Below are 14,243 nucleotides of genomic sequence, written 5' to 3'. Positions count from 1 at the left end.
CCTCACCCCCCCCCCCCTTCCGCCGGGCCCCACCCCCCTGAACCCGGGGCCCCACCCGCCCACCGGTCCGCCCAACCCCCGGCGCCCCCCCCCCCGGGGCCCCCCCCCCCGTTCCGGTGTGCGCCCCTTGTTCGCTCCCTGTGCCGCTCGTCACATGGCCGTCGCGGTCTCCAGCAATTTACTAGGACGTCCTAGTATTTAAGTCGTCAGCGTACGCCTGAGTTCCTCTGAACAGTCCGGGAAGGCCCCCATGAACGACCTCCACCGTCCCGTGCACCCGGTCCGTCTCGTCACGGCTTCGGCCCTGTTCGACGGGCATGACGCGTCGATCAACATCATGCGGCGGATCTTCCAGTCCCAGGGCGCGGAGGTGATCCATCTCGGGCACAACCGGTCGGTCCGGGAGGTCGTGGACGCCACGCTGGAGGAGGACGCGCACGGCGTGGCCGTCTCGTCGTACCAGGGCGGGCATGTCGAGTACTTCGAGTACCTGGTCGAGTCGCTGCGCGCCCAGGGCGCCGACCACGTACGTGTGGTGGGCGGCGGGGGCGGGGTCATCGTGCCCGAGGAGATCACCCGGCTGCGCGCGAGCGGAGTCACCATCTTCTCCCCGGAGGACGGGCAGCGGATGGGCCTGGCCGGGATGGTCAACTCGGTCGTGCGGGACTGCGACTTCGATCTGTGGGAGAGCAGGTCGGCCGATGTCGACGCCGTGCTCGCCGGTGACCGGTTCGCGGTCGCGCGCGCGGTCACCGGGGCCGAACTGGGCAAGCTCGCCCCGGACTTCCTGGAGCGGCTGCGGGCCGCGCCGGCCGGCCGGCCGGTGCCGGTGCTCGGCATCACCGGCACCGGCGGCTCCGGAAAGTCGTCCCTCACCGACGAGCTGGTACGCCGGTTCCGGCTGGACCAGCAGGACAAGCTGCGGATCGCGGTGATCGCGGTCGACCCGACCCGCCGCCGTGGCGGCGGTGCGCTGCTCGGCGACCGGATCCGGATGAACTCCCTCGACGGGAACCGGGTCTTCTTCCGCAGCCTGGCCACCCGCGGCAGCCGCGAGCTGCCGGAGCATCTGTCCGAGGTGATCGACGTGGTGAAGGCGGCCGGGTTCGACCTGGTGATCGTGGAGACGCCGGGCATCGGCCAGGGCGACGCGGCGATCGTGCCGTTCGTCGACGCCTCGCTGTATGTGATGACGCCGGAGTTCGGCGCCGCTTCACAGCTGGAGAAGATCGACATGCTCGACTTCGCCGACGTCGTGGCGATCAACAAGTTCGAGCGGCGCGGCGCGAAGGACGCGTTGCGCGATGTGGGCCGTCAACTCGTCCGCAACCGTGAGGCGTTCGGGATGCGGCCGGAGGAGATGCCGGTGTACGGCACCTCCGCGGCCACCTTCAACGACGACGGGGTCACCGCGCTCTACCAGCACCTCAAGGCCACGCTGGCCGAGCAGGGACTGCCGCTCGCCGAGGGTGCGCTCGCGCCGGTCGACGTCCGCCACTCCTCCGGCATCCGGCAGGTGGTCCCGGCCGACCGGGTGCGCTACCTCGCCGAGGTCAGCGACACCGTGCGCGCCTACCACGCCGGCACCGAGCGGCTGACCGAGGCGGCACGGCGGGTGCAGCGGCTGGCGGCGGTCGAGGCCGAGCTCGTCGCGGCGGGCGCCGACGCCGAGGGCGTACGTGCGCTGCTGGCGGACGCCCGGCGGCGGCTCCCGCAGGACGTCGGCGAACAGCTCGCGAACTGGCCGGCCGTCGTGGCCTCCTACTCGGGGGACGAGCAGGTGGTGAAGGTCCGGGACAAGGAGATCCGCACCAAGCTGACCCGCGAGTCCCTCTCGGGCAACAAGATCCCCCGCGTCGCCCTGCCGCGCTTCACCGACCACGGGGAGCTGGTCCGCTTCTGGCGCGCGGAGAACCTCCCCGGCTCCTTCCCCTTCACCGCCGGGGTGTTCCCGTTCAAGCGCGATGGCGAGGACCCGGCCCGGATGTTCGCCGGCGAGGGCGATCCGTTCCGCACCAACCGCCGCTTCAAGCTGCTCTCCGAGGGCCAGCCGGCCACCCGCCTGTCCACCGCCTTCGACTCCGTCACCCTCTACGGCCGCGACCCCGGCGAGCGCCCCGACATCTACGGCAAGGTCGGCACCTCCGGCGTCTCGGTGGCCACCCTCGACGACATGAAGACCCTCTACGACGGCTTCGACCTGGTCGCGCCCACCACCTCGGTCTCCATGACGATCAACGGCCCCGCGCCGACGATCCTCGCGTTCTTCCTCAACACCGCGATCGACCAGCAGCTCGACCGGTTCCGCGTCGCCGAGGGCCGCGACCCCGACGCCGAGGAGGAGGCCGCACTGCGCGCGCACGCCCTCGCGAACGTCCGCGGCACCGTGCAGGCCGACATCCTCAAGGAGGACCAGGGCCAGAACACCTGCCTGTTCTCCACCGAGTTCTCGCTGCGGATGATGGCCGACGTCCAGGAGTGGTTCATCGCCCACCAGGTCCGCAACTTCTACTCGGTGTCCATCTCCGGCTACCACATCGCCGAGGCCGGCGCGAACCCCGTCAGCCAGCTCGCCTTCACCCTCGCCAACGGCTTCACCTACGTCGAGGCCTATCTCGCGCGCGGTATGCGCATCGACGACTTCGCACCCAACCTGTCCTTCTTCTTCTCCAACGGCATGGACCCCGAGTACTCGGTCCTGGGCCGGGTCGCCCGCCGGATCTGGGCCGTCGCGATGAAGGAGAAGTACGGCGCCGGCGAGCGCAGCCAGAAGCTGAAGTACCACGTCCAGACCTCCGGACGCTCCCTGCACGCCCAGGAGATGGACTTCAACGACATCCGCACCACCCTCCAGGCGCTCATCGCCATCTACGACAACTGCAACAGCCTGCACACCAACGCCTACGACGAGGCCGTCACCACCCCCACCGAGGACTCCGTCCGCCGGGCCCTGGCCATCCAGCTGATCATCAACCGGGAGTGGGGACTGGCGATGAACGAGAACCCCCTCCAGGGGTCGTTCGTCATCGACGAGCTCACCGATCTGGTCGAGGAAGCCGTGCTCCAGGAGTTCGAACGGATCAGCGAGCGCGGCGGTGTGCTCGGCGCGATGGAGACCGGCTACCAGCGCGGCCGGATCCAGGACGAGTCGATGCTCTACGAGCAGCGCAAGCACGACGGCACGCTGCCCATCATCGGCGTCAACACCTTCCGCAACCCCCGCGCCGACACCGCCGAACCCGGCGTCATCGAGCTGGCCCGCGCCACCGAGGAGGAGAAGCGCTCCCAGCTGGAGCGGGTGCACGGCTTCCAGGAAGGCCACCGCGACCCGGCGCACGCCGCCCTCGCCGCGCTCAAGGACGCGGCGGTGAGCGGCCACAACGTCTTCGCCGTCCTGATGGACGCCGCCCGGGTCTGCTCGCTCCAGCAGGTCACCGACGCCTTCTTCGAGGTCGGCGGCCAGTACCGGCGCAACGTCTGAACCGGCCGCCGTCATCGCCGACCCAAGCACTGCGGCGTCGTCTCTCGATGCGGACCCGCTCTTGGGCGGGGACGCCGGTCAGGCAATCATGTGCCCATGCACCGGCCGCAGCTCCGCCTCCACACCCCCGAGTGGGTCACGGCCGACGGTTCCACCCTGAACGTCGCGCTCGTGTACCCGATGCAGGGGCCCGCCGGGATCTTCGGCCCCACCTGTGAGGCCTGCGCACGGCTGGCCGCCGAGGAGATCAACAAGGCGGGCGGAGTCCTCGGCAAGGAGCTGCGGCTCATCGAGGTCGATGGCGGCGCCGACCCGCACCAGGTCGCCGAGGAGGTCGAGGCCCTGGTGGCGACGGGCGCGGTGCAGGGCGTCACGGGCTGGCACATCTCCTCCGTGCGGCAGGCGGTCGCGCCCCGGGTCGCGCATCGCGTGCCGTACGTCTACACCGCCCTGTACGAGGGCGGGGAGCGCACCGAGGGCGTCTTCATGACCAGCGAGACGCCGTCCGGGCAGCTGCTGCCCGCGATGCGGCTCCTCACCGAGGCCCGGGGCGTGCGCCGCTGGTTCGTCGTCGGCAACAACTATGTCTGGCCCCGGCACACCGCGCGGGCCGCTCGCCGCTATGCGCGCGACTGCGGGGGCCGGGTCTGCGGCGAGGCGTATCTGCCCCTCGGCGCGCAGGACTTCGGGGACGTGCTGCGGCGGATCGAGCGGGCGGACGCCGACGGGGTGCTGATGCTCCTGGTGGGCAGCGACGCGGTCCGCTTCAACCGGGCCTTCGCCGCCTCCGGGCTAGACCAGCGCAGTCTGCGGCTGAGCACGCTGATGGACGAGAACATGCTGCTGGGCAGCGGCCCGGAAGCCACCGTCGACCTGTTCAGCACGGCCGGGTTCTTCGCCTCGCTGGCCGACCAGAACACCATGGACTTCCACGGCCAGTACGCCGACCGCTTCGGACCGGAGGCGCCGACGCCCGGCAGCCTCGGCGAGTCCTGCTACGAGGGCGTGCTGCTGCTCGCGGCGCTCATCGAACGGGCGCGCGCCCTGGACATGGCCGCGATCGGCGCGGCCGCCGACCGCGTCTCGTACGAAGGCCCGCGCGGTCTGCTGAGCCTGGACGGCCGGCATGTGCGGCAGCGCATCTATCTCGCACAGGCGGACGGGCTCGACTTCAACGTGCTCGCCCAGCTGCGCGCTCCGCACGAGTTGTGGTGACCGGGCCCCGGCCCTCTTCGAGCGCTGCCGCCAGCTGATCCAGCAGCACCTCCAGCCGGGCGCCCTCCTCCTCGCCGAGGTCTCCGAGCAGCGGCTCCAACTCGGCCCAGTCGGCCCGCACTTCACGGGCCAAGCGCTGCCATCGCTGCCGGCCGCGCGGGGTCAGGTGGGCCAGGACGCGCCGTCGGTCCGTGGGGTCGATCCGGCGGAACACCAGGTTCTGGTCGACGAGTTGGTCGATCAGCTTGGTGAGACTGGGGGCCGGCAGGAAGGCGTGGTCGGCGAGGGCCGTCATGTTGTGCCCGTGCCCGTCGGAGAGCAGGTCGAGGACCCGCCACGCCTCCACCGAGCAGTCGAACTCGTCCAGTACGGCCTGGACTCGGCGTACGGAGAGGCGCTCGGCCCGTGTCAGCAGCCGGAGCAGATCCTGGGGCCGCCTAGCCATCGCACTCCTCCGCTCGAAGCCCTGCCGATGCCGATCCCCGCGCAGGGTCACCCGCCCGAGCCTACAGCAAAACGGATACTTTCCCTGGGAAACATTAATTGACTGCGGATCATTTCCTTTGGCCCTCATTTTTGCTTCCACCGGAAACTGTTCATCTGGAAACTGTTCATCAATTCCTTGGAAACTCGGCGGAAACAGTTCCCTCGCAGGCTGTGCGCCAACACCCGCTTCCCCGAAGCGCGTTCCGCACCGTCCCTCCCCCAGAGTCGAGGTTTCACATGTCCGGGCTCAGCATCAGCAGACGCGGCCTGTTGGCCGGCCTCTCGGCGGTCGGCGCGTCCGCGGCCCTCAGCGCCTGTGGCGCCAAGACGGGCAGCGACACGGCGTCGGGCTCCGCCGCCAAGGCGGACACCGCCGGCAGCACCGTCAAGGTCGGTCTGCTGAACTCGCTGTCGGGCACCATGGCCATCAGTGAAGTCACCGTCCACAACGCGCTGTTGCTCGCCATCAAGGAGATCAACGCCGCCGGCGGGGTGCTGGGCAAGAAGCTCAAGGCCGTCAGCCAGGACGGCGCCTCCGACTGGCCCACCTTCGCCGAGAAGGCGGAGGCGCTGATCAAGGACGACAAGGTCGCGGCCACCTTCGGCTGCTGGACCTCGGCCAGCCGTAAGGCCGTCAAGCCGGTCTTCGAGCGGTACAAGTCGCCGCTCTTCTACCCGGTGCAGTACGAGGGCCTGGAGGAGTCGCCGTACATCTTCTACATCGGCGCCACCACCAACCAGCAGATCGTGCCCGCGCTCGACTACCTCAAGAAGCAGGGCCTGACCAAGCTCTACCTGGTCGGCAGCGACTACGTCTTCCCGCGCACCGCCAACAAGATCATCAAGGCGTATGCGAAGGCCAAGGGCATGACGGTGGTCGGCGAGGACTACGCGCCGCTCGGCTCCACGGAGTTCGGCACCATCGTCAACAAGGTCAAGGGCTCCGGCGCGGACGCCGTGTTCAACACCCTCAACGGCGACAGCAACGTGGCCTTCTTCAAGGAGTACAAGTCCTCCGGGCTCACCGCGAAGAGCATGCCGGTGCTGTCGGTCTCCATCGCCGAGGAGGAGGTGAAGAGCATCGGCACCCAGTACCTGGAGGGCCAGCTCACCGCGTGGAACTACTACGAGACCACGCCGGGCGCGGCCAACACCACGTTCGTGGCGGCCTACCAGGCCGAGTACGGCAAGGACAAGCCGACCAGCGACCCGATGGAGGCCGCCTACATCTCCGTCTACCTGTGGAAGGCGATGGTCGAGAAGGCGGGTTCGTTCGACGTCGCCAAGGTGAAGGCGGCCTCCGACGGCATCACCTTCGACGCCCCCGAGGGCAAGGTCACCGTCGACGGCGCGAGCCAGCACGTCTACAAGACCGCCCGGATCGGCAAGGTCGGGGCGGACGGCCTGATCACCGAGGTGTGGAACTCGGGCAGCCCGATCAAGCCGGACCCCTACCTCAAGGGCTACGACTGGGCCGCCGGTCTGTCCTGATCCCCGGACCCCCGCGCTGTGACCCGGCCCCCGCACCGGGCCGGGTCACGCCCATGGCACGCCCGCACTCCCGTCCCCGACCCGGAGCCGCTTCATGACGGTCGTCCTCAACCAGTCCTTCACCGGCATCAGCATCGGTGCCGTCCTGCTTCTCATCGCGCTCGGCCTGACCCTGACCTTCGGGCAGATGGGCGTGATCAACATGGCGCACGGCGAGTTCATCATGGCCGGCGCCTACACCACGTACGTCCTGCAGAAGTCCATCAGCGGCGCCGGAATCTCGCTGCTCGTCGCCCTGCCCGTGGCCTTCCTGGTCGCCGGGGCGATGGGCGCCCTGCTGGAATGGCTGCTGATCCGGCGGCTGTACACCCGGCCGCTGGACACCCTGCTGGTCACCTGGGGCGTCTCCCTGATGCTGCAGCAGCTCGCCCGGGACGTCTTCGGCGCCCCCAACGTGCAGACCCACGCCCCCGATCTGCTCACCGGCAACATCTCCCTGGGCGGCGGCGTCACCTTCGCCAGCAGCCGGCTGTTCATCCTCGGCCTCGCCCTGCTCTGCGTCCTCGCCCTCACCCTGATCCTGCGGCTCACCCCGCTCGGACGCCGCATCCGGGCCGTCGTGCAGAACCGCGACCTCGCCGAGGTCTCCGGCATCGCCACCGGCCGGGTCGACCGCATGACCTTCTTCATCGGCTCGGGCCTCGCGGGCGTGGCCGGCGTCGCCCTCACCCTGGTCGGCCCGATCGGCCCGACGATGGGCACCAACTACATCGTCGACGCCTTCCTGGTCGTCGTCGTGGGCGGCATCGGGCAGCTCAAGGGCAGCGTGATCACCGCCTTCGCGCTCGGCGTCCTGCAGTCGGTCCTCGAGTACTCGACGACGGTCAGCGTCGCCAAGGTCATCGTGCTCGTGGCGATCGTCGCCTTCCTCCAGTGGCGACCCCAGGGCCTGTACACACTGCGCACCCGGAGCCTGGCATGACGACGACCGCACCCACACCGACACCCCCCGCCCCCGCCGCGCCGCGGCCCGCCACCCCGCTGGCGGAACGCCTGCGCGTCCCCGGCGCCTTCCTCCTCGGCGCGGTGCTCCTCCTCGCCGTCGCCCCCGTCGCCCTCTCCGACTTCCGCCTCTCCCTCCTCGCGAAGTACCTGTGCTACGCGATCGTGGCCGTCGGCGTCAGCCTCGCCTGGGGCCGGGGCGGACTCATGGTGCTCGGCCAGGGCGTCTTCTTCGGCATCGGCGGCTACGCCATGGCCATGCACCTCAAGCTCGCCGACGCCGCCGCGACCGGCGAGACACTGCCCGACTTCATGCAGCTGTACGGCACCGGCGACGCGCTGCCCTGGTGGTGGAAACCCTTCGCCGATCCGGGCTTCGCGCTCGCCATGACCGTGCTGCTGCCGATGGCGGTCGCCGCACTGCTCGGCTTCTTCGTCTTCCAACGCCGTGTCAAGGGCGCCTACTTCGCGATCCTCAGCCAGGCCCTGGCCGCCGCCCTCGCCATCTGGCTCGTCGGCCAGCAGGCGACCACCGGCGGCACGAACGGCCTCACCGACATCCAGGGCTTCTTCGGCTACTCGCTCGACGACCCGGTCAACCAGCGCACGGTGTACTTCATCATCGCCGTCGTCCTGCTGCTGCTGATGGCCGCCGCCCGCCAGCTGTTCGTCAGCCGCTACGGCGAACTCCTCATCGCCGTACGGGACTCCGAGGAGCGGGTGCGCTTCCTCGGCTACAACCCTGCCAACGTCAAGCTCGTCGCCTATGTCGTCGCGGCCGGCATGGCGGGCCTCGCGGGCGCCCTTTTCGTACCGGCCGTCGGCATCATCTCCCCGGCCCTGATCGGGATCGTGCCGTCCATCGGCTTCGTCATCGGCGCGGCCGTCGGCGGCCGGGCCTCCCTGGTGGGCGCGGTGCTCGGCGCGATCGCCGTGGCCTGGGCGCAGAGCACGCTCTCCGACGCCTTCCCCGGCGCGTGGACCTACCTCCAGGGCCTGCTGTTCGTCGTGGCGGTCGGCTTCCTGCCCGGCGGCCTGGCCTCCCTCGGCGCCGTCCTGCGGGGGCGCCGTGCCCCGGCCGGCGCCCCCGGTACCCGTACGACTGGAGAGACGGCATGAGCGGCGAGGGACTGACCGTCCGCGACCTCAGGGTGGCCTTCGACGGGTTCACCGCCGTCGACGGCGTCGACCTGGACATCCGCCCCGGCGACCTGCGCTTTCTCATCGGCCCGAACGGCGCCGGCAAGACCACCCTGGTCGACGCCGTCACCGGCCTGGTGAAGGCCACCGGATCGGTCCGCTTCGGCGGCGAGGAACTTCTCGGCCGACCGGTCCACAGAATCGCCCGCAAGGGCATCGGCCGTACCTTCCAGACGGCCACCGTGTTCGAGGAACTGACCGTGCTGCAGAACCTCGACATCGCGGCGGGCGCCGGGCGCGGCCCCCTGACCCTGCTGCGCCGCCGCAAGGGCATCCCGGAGCCGGTGACGAAAGCCCTGGAGACCACCGGTCTCACCGAGCTCCGCGACCGCCCCGCCGGGGTGCTCGCCCATGGACAGAAGCAGTGGCTGGAGATCGGCATGCTGCTCGTCCAGGATGTCAAGCTCCTCCTCCTCGACGAGCCGGTCGCCGGCATGAGCCACGACGAACGCGAGGCCACCGGCGAGCTGCTGCGCCGGGTCAGCGAGGACCACACGGTCGTCGTCATCGAGCACGACATGGACTTCATGCGCTCCTTCGCGCGCAGCGTCAGCGTCCTGCACGCGGGCAAGGTCCTCAGCGAGGGATCGGTCGCCGAGGTCCAGGCCGACGCCAAGGTCCAGGAGGTCTACCTGGGCCGCGCGTCCGAGCCGGAGCCGGAGCCCGAGCCGGTGATCGAACCCGCTGCCGTACCCGTCGCCGAGGAGGCGTGACGACCATGCTGGAGATCAGTTCCGTCCAGGCGGGCTACGACCGCACCACCGTGCTGCACGGCGTGACCGTCTCCGTCCCGAAGGACGGCGTGGCGGCCGTCCTCGGCCACAACGGCGCCGGCAAGAGCACGCTGCTGCGCGCCGCCATGGGCCTGATCAGGCCGAAGGGCGGGACCGTCCGGCTGGACGGCGAGGACATCACCCGCCTCGCCCCCCACGAGCGGGTCGCCCGCGGCATGGCCTACGTCCCGCAGGGCCAGCAGTCCTTCCCGCACCTCACCACGGCCGAGAACCTTCAACTCGTCGCCGACGGACGCACCGACGGCAAGGAGGCCGTGGCCGAGGCGCTGGAGCTGTTCCCGGTGCTGCGGGAGCTGTCCGGCCGTCGCGCCGGTCTGCTGTCCGGTGGTCAGCGCCAGCAACTCGCCCTGGCCCGGGCCCTGATCACCCGCCCGAGGCTCCTGCTCCTCGACGAACCGACCGAGGGCATCCAGCCGTCCGTCGTCGCCGAGATCGAGGAGACGATCCTCGCGCTGACGCGGCGCGGCGGCCTGTCCGTCCTCCTCGTCGAACAGCACGTGGGTTTCGCGATGCGGGCGGCTCAGCGCTACTACGTCCTGGAGGCGGGCCGGGTCACGTCCTCCGGAGAGGCGGGAACGCGAGCCGAACACACCGTGCGGGCGGCGCTCAGCGTATGACGCCACCGCGGCGGGCCGGAGCGGCAGGTTTCTTCGAACCTGCCGCTCAGAGGCGGGAGTTCGCCCGGCGGTAGGCCTGCGGGCCCAAGCCGTGCTGGGTCTTGAAGGCCCGGCTGAAGACGGAGGCGTTGTCGAAGCGCCAGTGGCGGGCGACGGCCGCCACGCACAGCGAGGCCTGGAGGGGGTCGATGAGGTCGGCGCAGGCCCGCTCCAGGCGGCGCTGGCGCACATACCGGGACACGGTCGAGTGCTGCTCGGCGAAGACATGGCGGACGTACCGGGTGGACAGGTGGTGCGCCGCGGCGAGTCGTTCCGCGTCCAGCACCTCGTCCCGGAGATGGTGCTCGATCCACTGCGCGAGCTGGTTGAACAGGGAGAGCTTCCGGCTCGGCGGCTCTCCCGACGTGTGGTCCATGATCACCGCGTGGATCAGCGAGAGCACGGCGTTGCCGTGCTCGACCCGGGCCCGAGCCGTCAGCTCGGTGTGGCCGCCGGCCAGGCAGGTCAGCGCCGCGGACAGGATCGAACCGCTGGTGGTGCGGGTGAGTTCGGAGGACGCGAGGATCTCGGGCAGCCCCACCGACTGCCGTCCGATCGAGTACAGCGGCACCGCGATGGCCAGGTAGGAGTGGGCGACCGGCGCGGAGATGGTGAACGGCTGCGCCCCGGAGTACAGCGTGAACTGACCCGGCCCGAGGGCCACGGACCGGCCCGCCTGGTTGACCGTGGTCTCGCCCGCCAGCACCAGCCCCACGGCGATGCCCGCCCCGGGCTGCGCCCGCATGGACTCGACCTCGACGGGGCCGCCCGAGGAGAAGGCGGTGCAGGTCAGCGTGCCCAGGGAGAAGGTCTCCGGTTCGGCGACCTCCCCGGGCGACCGGAGGATCACGGTCGGCCCGGGTTCGGCCGGCCCGGAGCAGTCGTCGGGCGCATCCGGGAAGATGATGCGCTCCCGCAGCCCGTGGTTCATCGCTCATCGGCCTCCTGAGCCGGGAGAGTAGCTCGTTTCATCCCGAACGAACAGCTCCCGCCGCGAGCCGGGTGAAGGCCACCGCCGCCGGCAGCGCGCCACCGTTGAACACCGGCCCCACCCATGCGGGTGCGCCGAGCAGGGTGAGGCCGCTGACGCTGACGGCGACGAACAGGATGCCGATCACGGTGCCGGCCACCGAGGGGCGGCCCAGGTCGAGGGTGATGGTGCTGAGCAGCACCGCGGTGAGTGCCGGGAACAGCGTCGTCATGCCGTTGTCGGAGGTGGCCGCGCCCTGCCGGGCCGGCAGCAGCACCCCGGCGATCCCCGCCGTCGTCCCCGACAGCACGAACGACAGCAGCCGCACCCGGACGACCCGCACGCCGACCAGCTCCGCCGCCCGGGCGTTCGACCCGGTGGCGAAGAGCTGCCGTCCGAACGGGGTGTGGCTCGTGACGAACCACGCGGCCGCGGCGAGCAGCGTGGCCAGGACGGCGATCCGCGGCACCCCGGCGATGTCCAGCGAGCCCTGGTCGGTCAGGCCGGCGGGGATGCCGTCGGTGATCTGCAGTCCTCCCGTGCAGGCGAAGATCACCCCGCCGAGCAGGGTGGCGGCGCCCAGCGTGGCGATGAAGCCGTTCATGTCCCACACCGCCACCAGGAGGCCGAGCAGCAGGCCCACCAGCGCTCCCGACGCGATCGCCGGCGCCACGGCGAGCGGCAGGGGCAGCCCGAAGCGGGACAGCGCCGTCGCCGCGACCACCGAGGACAGCGCCGTCACGGCCCCGACCGAGAAGTCGAAGTAGCCGGCCGCCATCGGGAACAGCAGGGCGAGGGCGACCGTCAGGCCCACCGCCTGGTTGGCGAGCATCGCCTGGATGTTCTCCGGGCTGCGGAAAGCGGTCCCCGAGGCGGGCAGCACCGAGAATGTGACGATCATGGCGATCAGCACCAGCGTCAGGGCGTACCGGGGTCCGAGGAGCCGCTGCCGAAGGGGCGCGGGCCGCTCGGCGGGCGCCGCGGTGACGGTCTGCCGCCGGTCCGGGGATTCAAGGCGCGTCGACATGTTCGTCCGTCCGATCCTGTTGCGCCGACTGGGAGATGCGGGACTCGGTGAGCTCCGCGCCGCTGAGTTCCGCGACGGTCCGCCCCTCGCGCAGGACGATCACCCGATCGCAGAGTTCCGCCAGTTCCTCGAAGTCGGAACTGGCCACGAGGGCCGCGTTGCCGTCCGCCGCATGGCTGCGGACGAACCGGTGGATGTCCGCCCGGGCGGCCGCGTCGACGCCCTGGGTCGGCTCGTCCAGCAGCAGCAGCAGCCGGGGGGAGCCGCGGAACCAGCGGGCCAGCACCGCCTTCTGCTGGTTGCCGCCCGAGAGAGCGGCGAACGGGATGTCGGGCGAGGCCGCCTTCACGCCGTAGCGGGCGACGAGAGCGGCGGCTTCGGCGCGCTCGCGGCGTTTGTCGATGCGCCAGCCGCGCCAGTGCTCGCCCAGGCCGGCCGCGCAGATGTTCTCCCACAGCGGGCGGTCCAGGAAGGCGGCGTCCGCGGCCCGGTCCTCGGGGATCATCGCGATGCCCAGCCGCATCGCGGCAGGCGGATCGCTCACCGTGACCGCCCGGCCCGCCAGCTCGACGGATCCACCGCGAAGCCGCAGGTCCCCGAACAGGGCACGCAGCAAGGACGTGCGTCCCGAGCCGACGAGGCCCGCGACCCCCACCACCTCTCCGGCGGCCACCCGCAGCTCCGCCGACCGCACGGCCCCGGCCGACAGGGCGCGTACGCGCAACAGCGGCGGCCCGGCGCTCTCCGGCCGCCGCACCGCGTCCCTGGTCTCCGGCTCGGGGAGCGCCGCGCCGGTGATCGCCTCGATCAGGCCCGCCCGGTCGGTGCGGGACCGGGGGACGTCCGCCGTCACCACGTCGTCGCGCAGCACGCTCACCTGGTCGGCGATCTCCAGAACCTCGGCGAGCCGGTGACTGACGTAGACGATCGTCTGGCCGCGTTCGCGGCACTCGCGCAGCGACTGCAGGAGCACGTCGACCTCGTGCTTGGGCAGCCGGGCCGTGGGTTCGTCGAGGACGAGGGTGATGGTCGGGTCGTCGTCGCGCAGGGCGCGGGCGATCGCCACCAGCGTGCGGTCGCTGGGCCGCAGGGACCGCACCGGCGTGCGCGCGTCGACGGCCACCCGGGCCCGGTCCAGCTGCTCCTGCGTCCTGCGATGCAGCGCCCGCCAGTCGACGGCGGTCCCGAACCGGCGCGGAAAGCCGCCTTCGAGGGCGAAGTTCTCGCCGACGGTGAGATCCGGGACGAGGCCCAGATCCTGGTGGACGAAGCGCAGGTCGGCCGCGCGGGCCCGCGCGGGGGAGTAGTGGGAGGTCGGGTGCTCCCTGCCGTGGATCCGGATGACGCCGCCGGGCGCCGCGCGATGCGCTCCGGCCAGGATCTTCAACGTGGTCGACTTCCCCGACCCGTTGCCGCCGAGCAGCGCGTGCAGGGATCCGGCACGGACGTCGAGCGAGATCCCGCGCAGCACGGGCACGCCGCCGAAGGACTTGTGGATGCCGGTGAGCCGGACGGCGGGCTCGGCATCGGGCCGGACGGACCGCTGGACGGCGGGTGCGGGCGGGGCGTTCATCGCAGGCCGTCCGGGACCGCGGCGGTCCACGCGTACACCGGCTCCACGGCAGCGGCGAGCCGGATCAGTGTGGCCTCGTCGAACGGGCCGCCCACCAGCTGCGCCCCCACCGGGAGGCCCGCGGCGGTGCGGTGCACGGGCAGGCTGATCGCCGGCAGGCCGGTCAGATTGGCGAAGAACGTGAAGGAAATCATCTGGGTCTCGGTCAGCCGGAACCCGGTCGGATCGGCGTTCTTCTCCTCGACGACGCCGCCGACGGGCGGGGGAGTGCAGGCCATCGTCGGGGTCAGCAGGACGTCGAAGTCGCGGCCCACTGCACGCCACCACCTCCCACGACTCCCGGTGCAG

12 protein-coding genes are annotated in these 14,243 nt (G+C 71.2%); 7 read left to right on the top strand and 5 right to left on the bottom strand.

Translation table 11 applies throughout. The features are described 5' to 3' along the window. Nucleotides 1-250 precede the first annotated feature (250 nt). Complete coding sequence (gene icmF, locus ACWCPF_RS21835; RefSeq protein WP_451046721.1) at nucleotides 251-3,481, top strand: fused isobutyryl-CoA mutase/GTPase IcmF; 3,231 nt, start codon at nucleotides 251-253, stop codon at nucleotides 3,479-3,481. Between the two features lie 96 nt (nucleotides 3,482-3,577). Further along, nucleotides 3,578-4,696, top strand: a complete 1,119-nt coding sequence (locus tag ACWCPF_RS21830; RefSeq protein ID WP_451046720.1) for a substrate-binding domain-containing protein — start codon at nucleotides 3,578-3,580, stop codon at nucleotides 4,694-4,696. Here ACWCPF_RS21830 and ACWCPF_RS21825 read toward each other — a convergent pair. After that, entirely contained in the window at nucleotides 4,653-5,141 is a 489-nt protein-coding gene (locus tag ACWCPF_RS21825) for a MarR family winged helix-turn-helix transcriptional regulator (RefSeq protein ID WP_451046719.1), read from the bottom strand. The two genes, ACWCPF_RS21830 and ACWCPF_RS21825, sit on opposite strands and share 44 nt — an antisense overlap. A 278-nt stretch (nucleotides 5,142-5,419) precedes the next feature. On the opposite strand from ACWCPF_RS21825, the gene urtA reads away from it, so the two are divergent. The 5 genes from urtA to urtE all read left to right on the top strand — a co-directional run bounded on the left by urtA (nucleotide 5,420) and on the right by urtE (nucleotide 10,286). Beyond that, nucleotides 5,420-6,673, top strand: a complete 1,254-nt coding sequence (urtA, locus tag ACWCPF_RS21820) for an urea ABC transporter substrate-binding protein (protein WP_451046718.1) — start codon at nucleotides 5,420-5,422, stop codon at nucleotides 6,671-6,673. A gap of 94 nt (nucleotides 6,674-6,767) precedes the next feature. Further along, complete coding sequence (gene urtB, locus ACWCPF_RS21815) at nucleotides 6,768-7,655, top strand: urea ABC transporter permease subunit UrtB (protein WP_451046717.1); 888 nt, start codon at nucleotides 6,768-6,770, stop codon at nucleotides 7,653-7,655. Beyond that, nucleotides 7,652-8,794 carry an urea ABC transporter permease subunit UrtC gene (gene urtC / locus ACWCPF_RS21810; protein ID WP_451046716.1) on the top strand — a complete coding sequence of 381 codons (1,143 nt, stop codon included), beginning with the start codon at nucleotides 7,652-7,654 and terminating at the stop codon, nucleotides 8,792-8,794. Before urtB ends, urtC begins: the two co-directional genes overlap by 4 nt. Continuing rightward, on the top strand, nucleotides 8,791-9,588 hold the full coding sequence (urtD, locus tag ACWCPF_RS21805; protein ID WP_451046715.1) for an urea ABC transporter ATP-binding protein UrtD: 798 nt from the start codon (nucleotides 8,791-8,793) through the stop codon (nucleotides 9,586-9,588). Before urtC ends, urtD begins: the two co-directional genes overlap by 4 nt. 5 nt (nucleotides 9,589-9,593) lie before the next feature. Then, nucleotides 9,594-10,286 (top strand): urea ABC transporter ATP-binding subunit UrtE, encoded by a 693-nt coding sequence (urtE, locus tag ACWCPF_RS21800; RefSeq protein ID WP_451046714.1) that lies wholly within the window; start codon nucleotides 9,594-9,596, stop codon nucleotides 10,284-10,286. Between the two features lie 46 nt (nucleotides 10,287-10,332). Here urtE and ACWCPF_RS21795 read toward each other — a convergent pair whose 3' ends face one another. The 4 genes from ACWCPF_RS21795 to ACWCPF_RS21780 are packed head-to-tail and all read right to left on the bottom strand — an operon-like array spanning nucleotide 10,333 to nucleotide 14,209. Then, nucleotides 10,333-11,256 carry a helix-turn-helix domain-containing protein gene (locus tag ACWCPF_RS21795; protein WP_451046713.1) on the bottom strand — a complete coding sequence of 308 codons (924 nt, stop codon included), beginning with the start codon at nucleotides 11,254-11,256 and terminating at the stop codon, nucleotides 10,333-10,335. 37 nt (nucleotides 11,257-11,293) lie between these two features. Beyond that, complete coding sequence (locus ACWCPF_RS21790) at nucleotides 11,294-12,322, bottom strand: ABC transporter permease (RefSeq protein WP_451046712.1); 1,029 nt, start codon at nucleotides 12,320-12,322, stop codon at nucleotides 11,294-11,296. Continuing rightward, a complete protein-coding gene (locus ACWCPF_RS21785; RefSeq protein WP_451046711.1) occupies nucleotides 12,306-13,895 on the bottom strand; it encodes a sugar ABC transporter ATP-binding protein in 1,590 nt (529 codons plus the stop codon). Before ACWCPF_RS21785 ends, ACWCPF_RS21790 begins: the two co-directional genes overlap by 17 nt. Then, the gene (locus ACWCPF_RS21780; protein WP_451046710.1) at nucleotides 13,892-14,209 is read right to left on the bottom strand and encodes an amidase family protein; all 318 of its coding nucleotides are present in this window, start codon (nucleotides 14,207-14,209) and stop codon (nucleotides 13,892-13,894) included. The genes ACWCPF_RS21785 and ACWCPF_RS21780 overlap by 4 nt, the downstream gene beginning before the upstream one ends. Nucleotides 14,210-14,243 lie beyond the last annotated feature (34 nt).

Source organism: Streptomyces sp. NPDC001858 (genome assembly GCF_053594615.1).
Note: the sequence above shows the minus strand (reverse complement) of the source record. Positions and strands in the feature narration are given on the sequence as shown.

Coding starts and splice junctions, on each gene's coding strand:
- ACWCPF_RS21825 (WP_451046719.1), bottom strand. CDS start 5,141: ATGGCTAGGCGGCCCCAGGATCTGCTCCGGCTGCTGACACGGGCCGAG.
- urtC (WP_451046716.1), top strand. CDS start 7,652: ATGACGACGACCGCACCCACACCGACACCCCCCGCCCCCGCCGCGCCG.
- urtD (WP_451046715.1), top strand. CDS start 8,791: ATGAGCGGCGAGGGACTGACCGTCCGCGACCTCAGGGTGGCCTTCGAC.
- urtA (WP_451046718.1), top strand. CDS start 5,420: ATGTCCGGGCTCAGCATCAGCAGACGCGGCCTGTTGGCCGGCCTCTCG.
- urtB (WP_451046717.1), top strand. CDS start 6,768: ATGACGGTCGTCCTCAACCAGTCCTTCACCGGCATCAGCATCGGTGCC.
- ACWCPF_RS21795 (WP_451046713.1), bottom strand. CDS start 11,256: ATGAACCACGGGCTGCGGGAGCGCATCATCTTCCCGGATGCGCCCGAC.
- icmF (WP_451046721.1), top strand. CDS start 251: ATGAACGACCTCCACCGTCCCGTGCACCCGGTCCGTCTCGTCACGGCT.
- ACWCPF_RS21830 (WP_451046720.1), top strand. CDS start 3,578: ATGCACCGGCCGCAGCTCCGCCTCCACACCCCCGAGTGGGTCACGGCC.
- ACWCPF_RS21790 (WP_451046712.1), bottom strand. CDS start 12,322: ATGTCGACGCGCCTTGAATCCCCGGACCGGCGGCAGACCGTCACCGCG.
- ACWCPF_RS21785 (WP_451046711.1), bottom strand. CDS start 13,895: ATGAACGCCCCGCCCGCACCCGCCGTCCAGCGGTCCGTCCGGCCCGAT.
- urtE (WP_451046714.1), top strand. CDS start 9,594: ATGCTGGAGATCAGTTCCGTCCAGGCGGGCTACGACCGCACCACCGTG.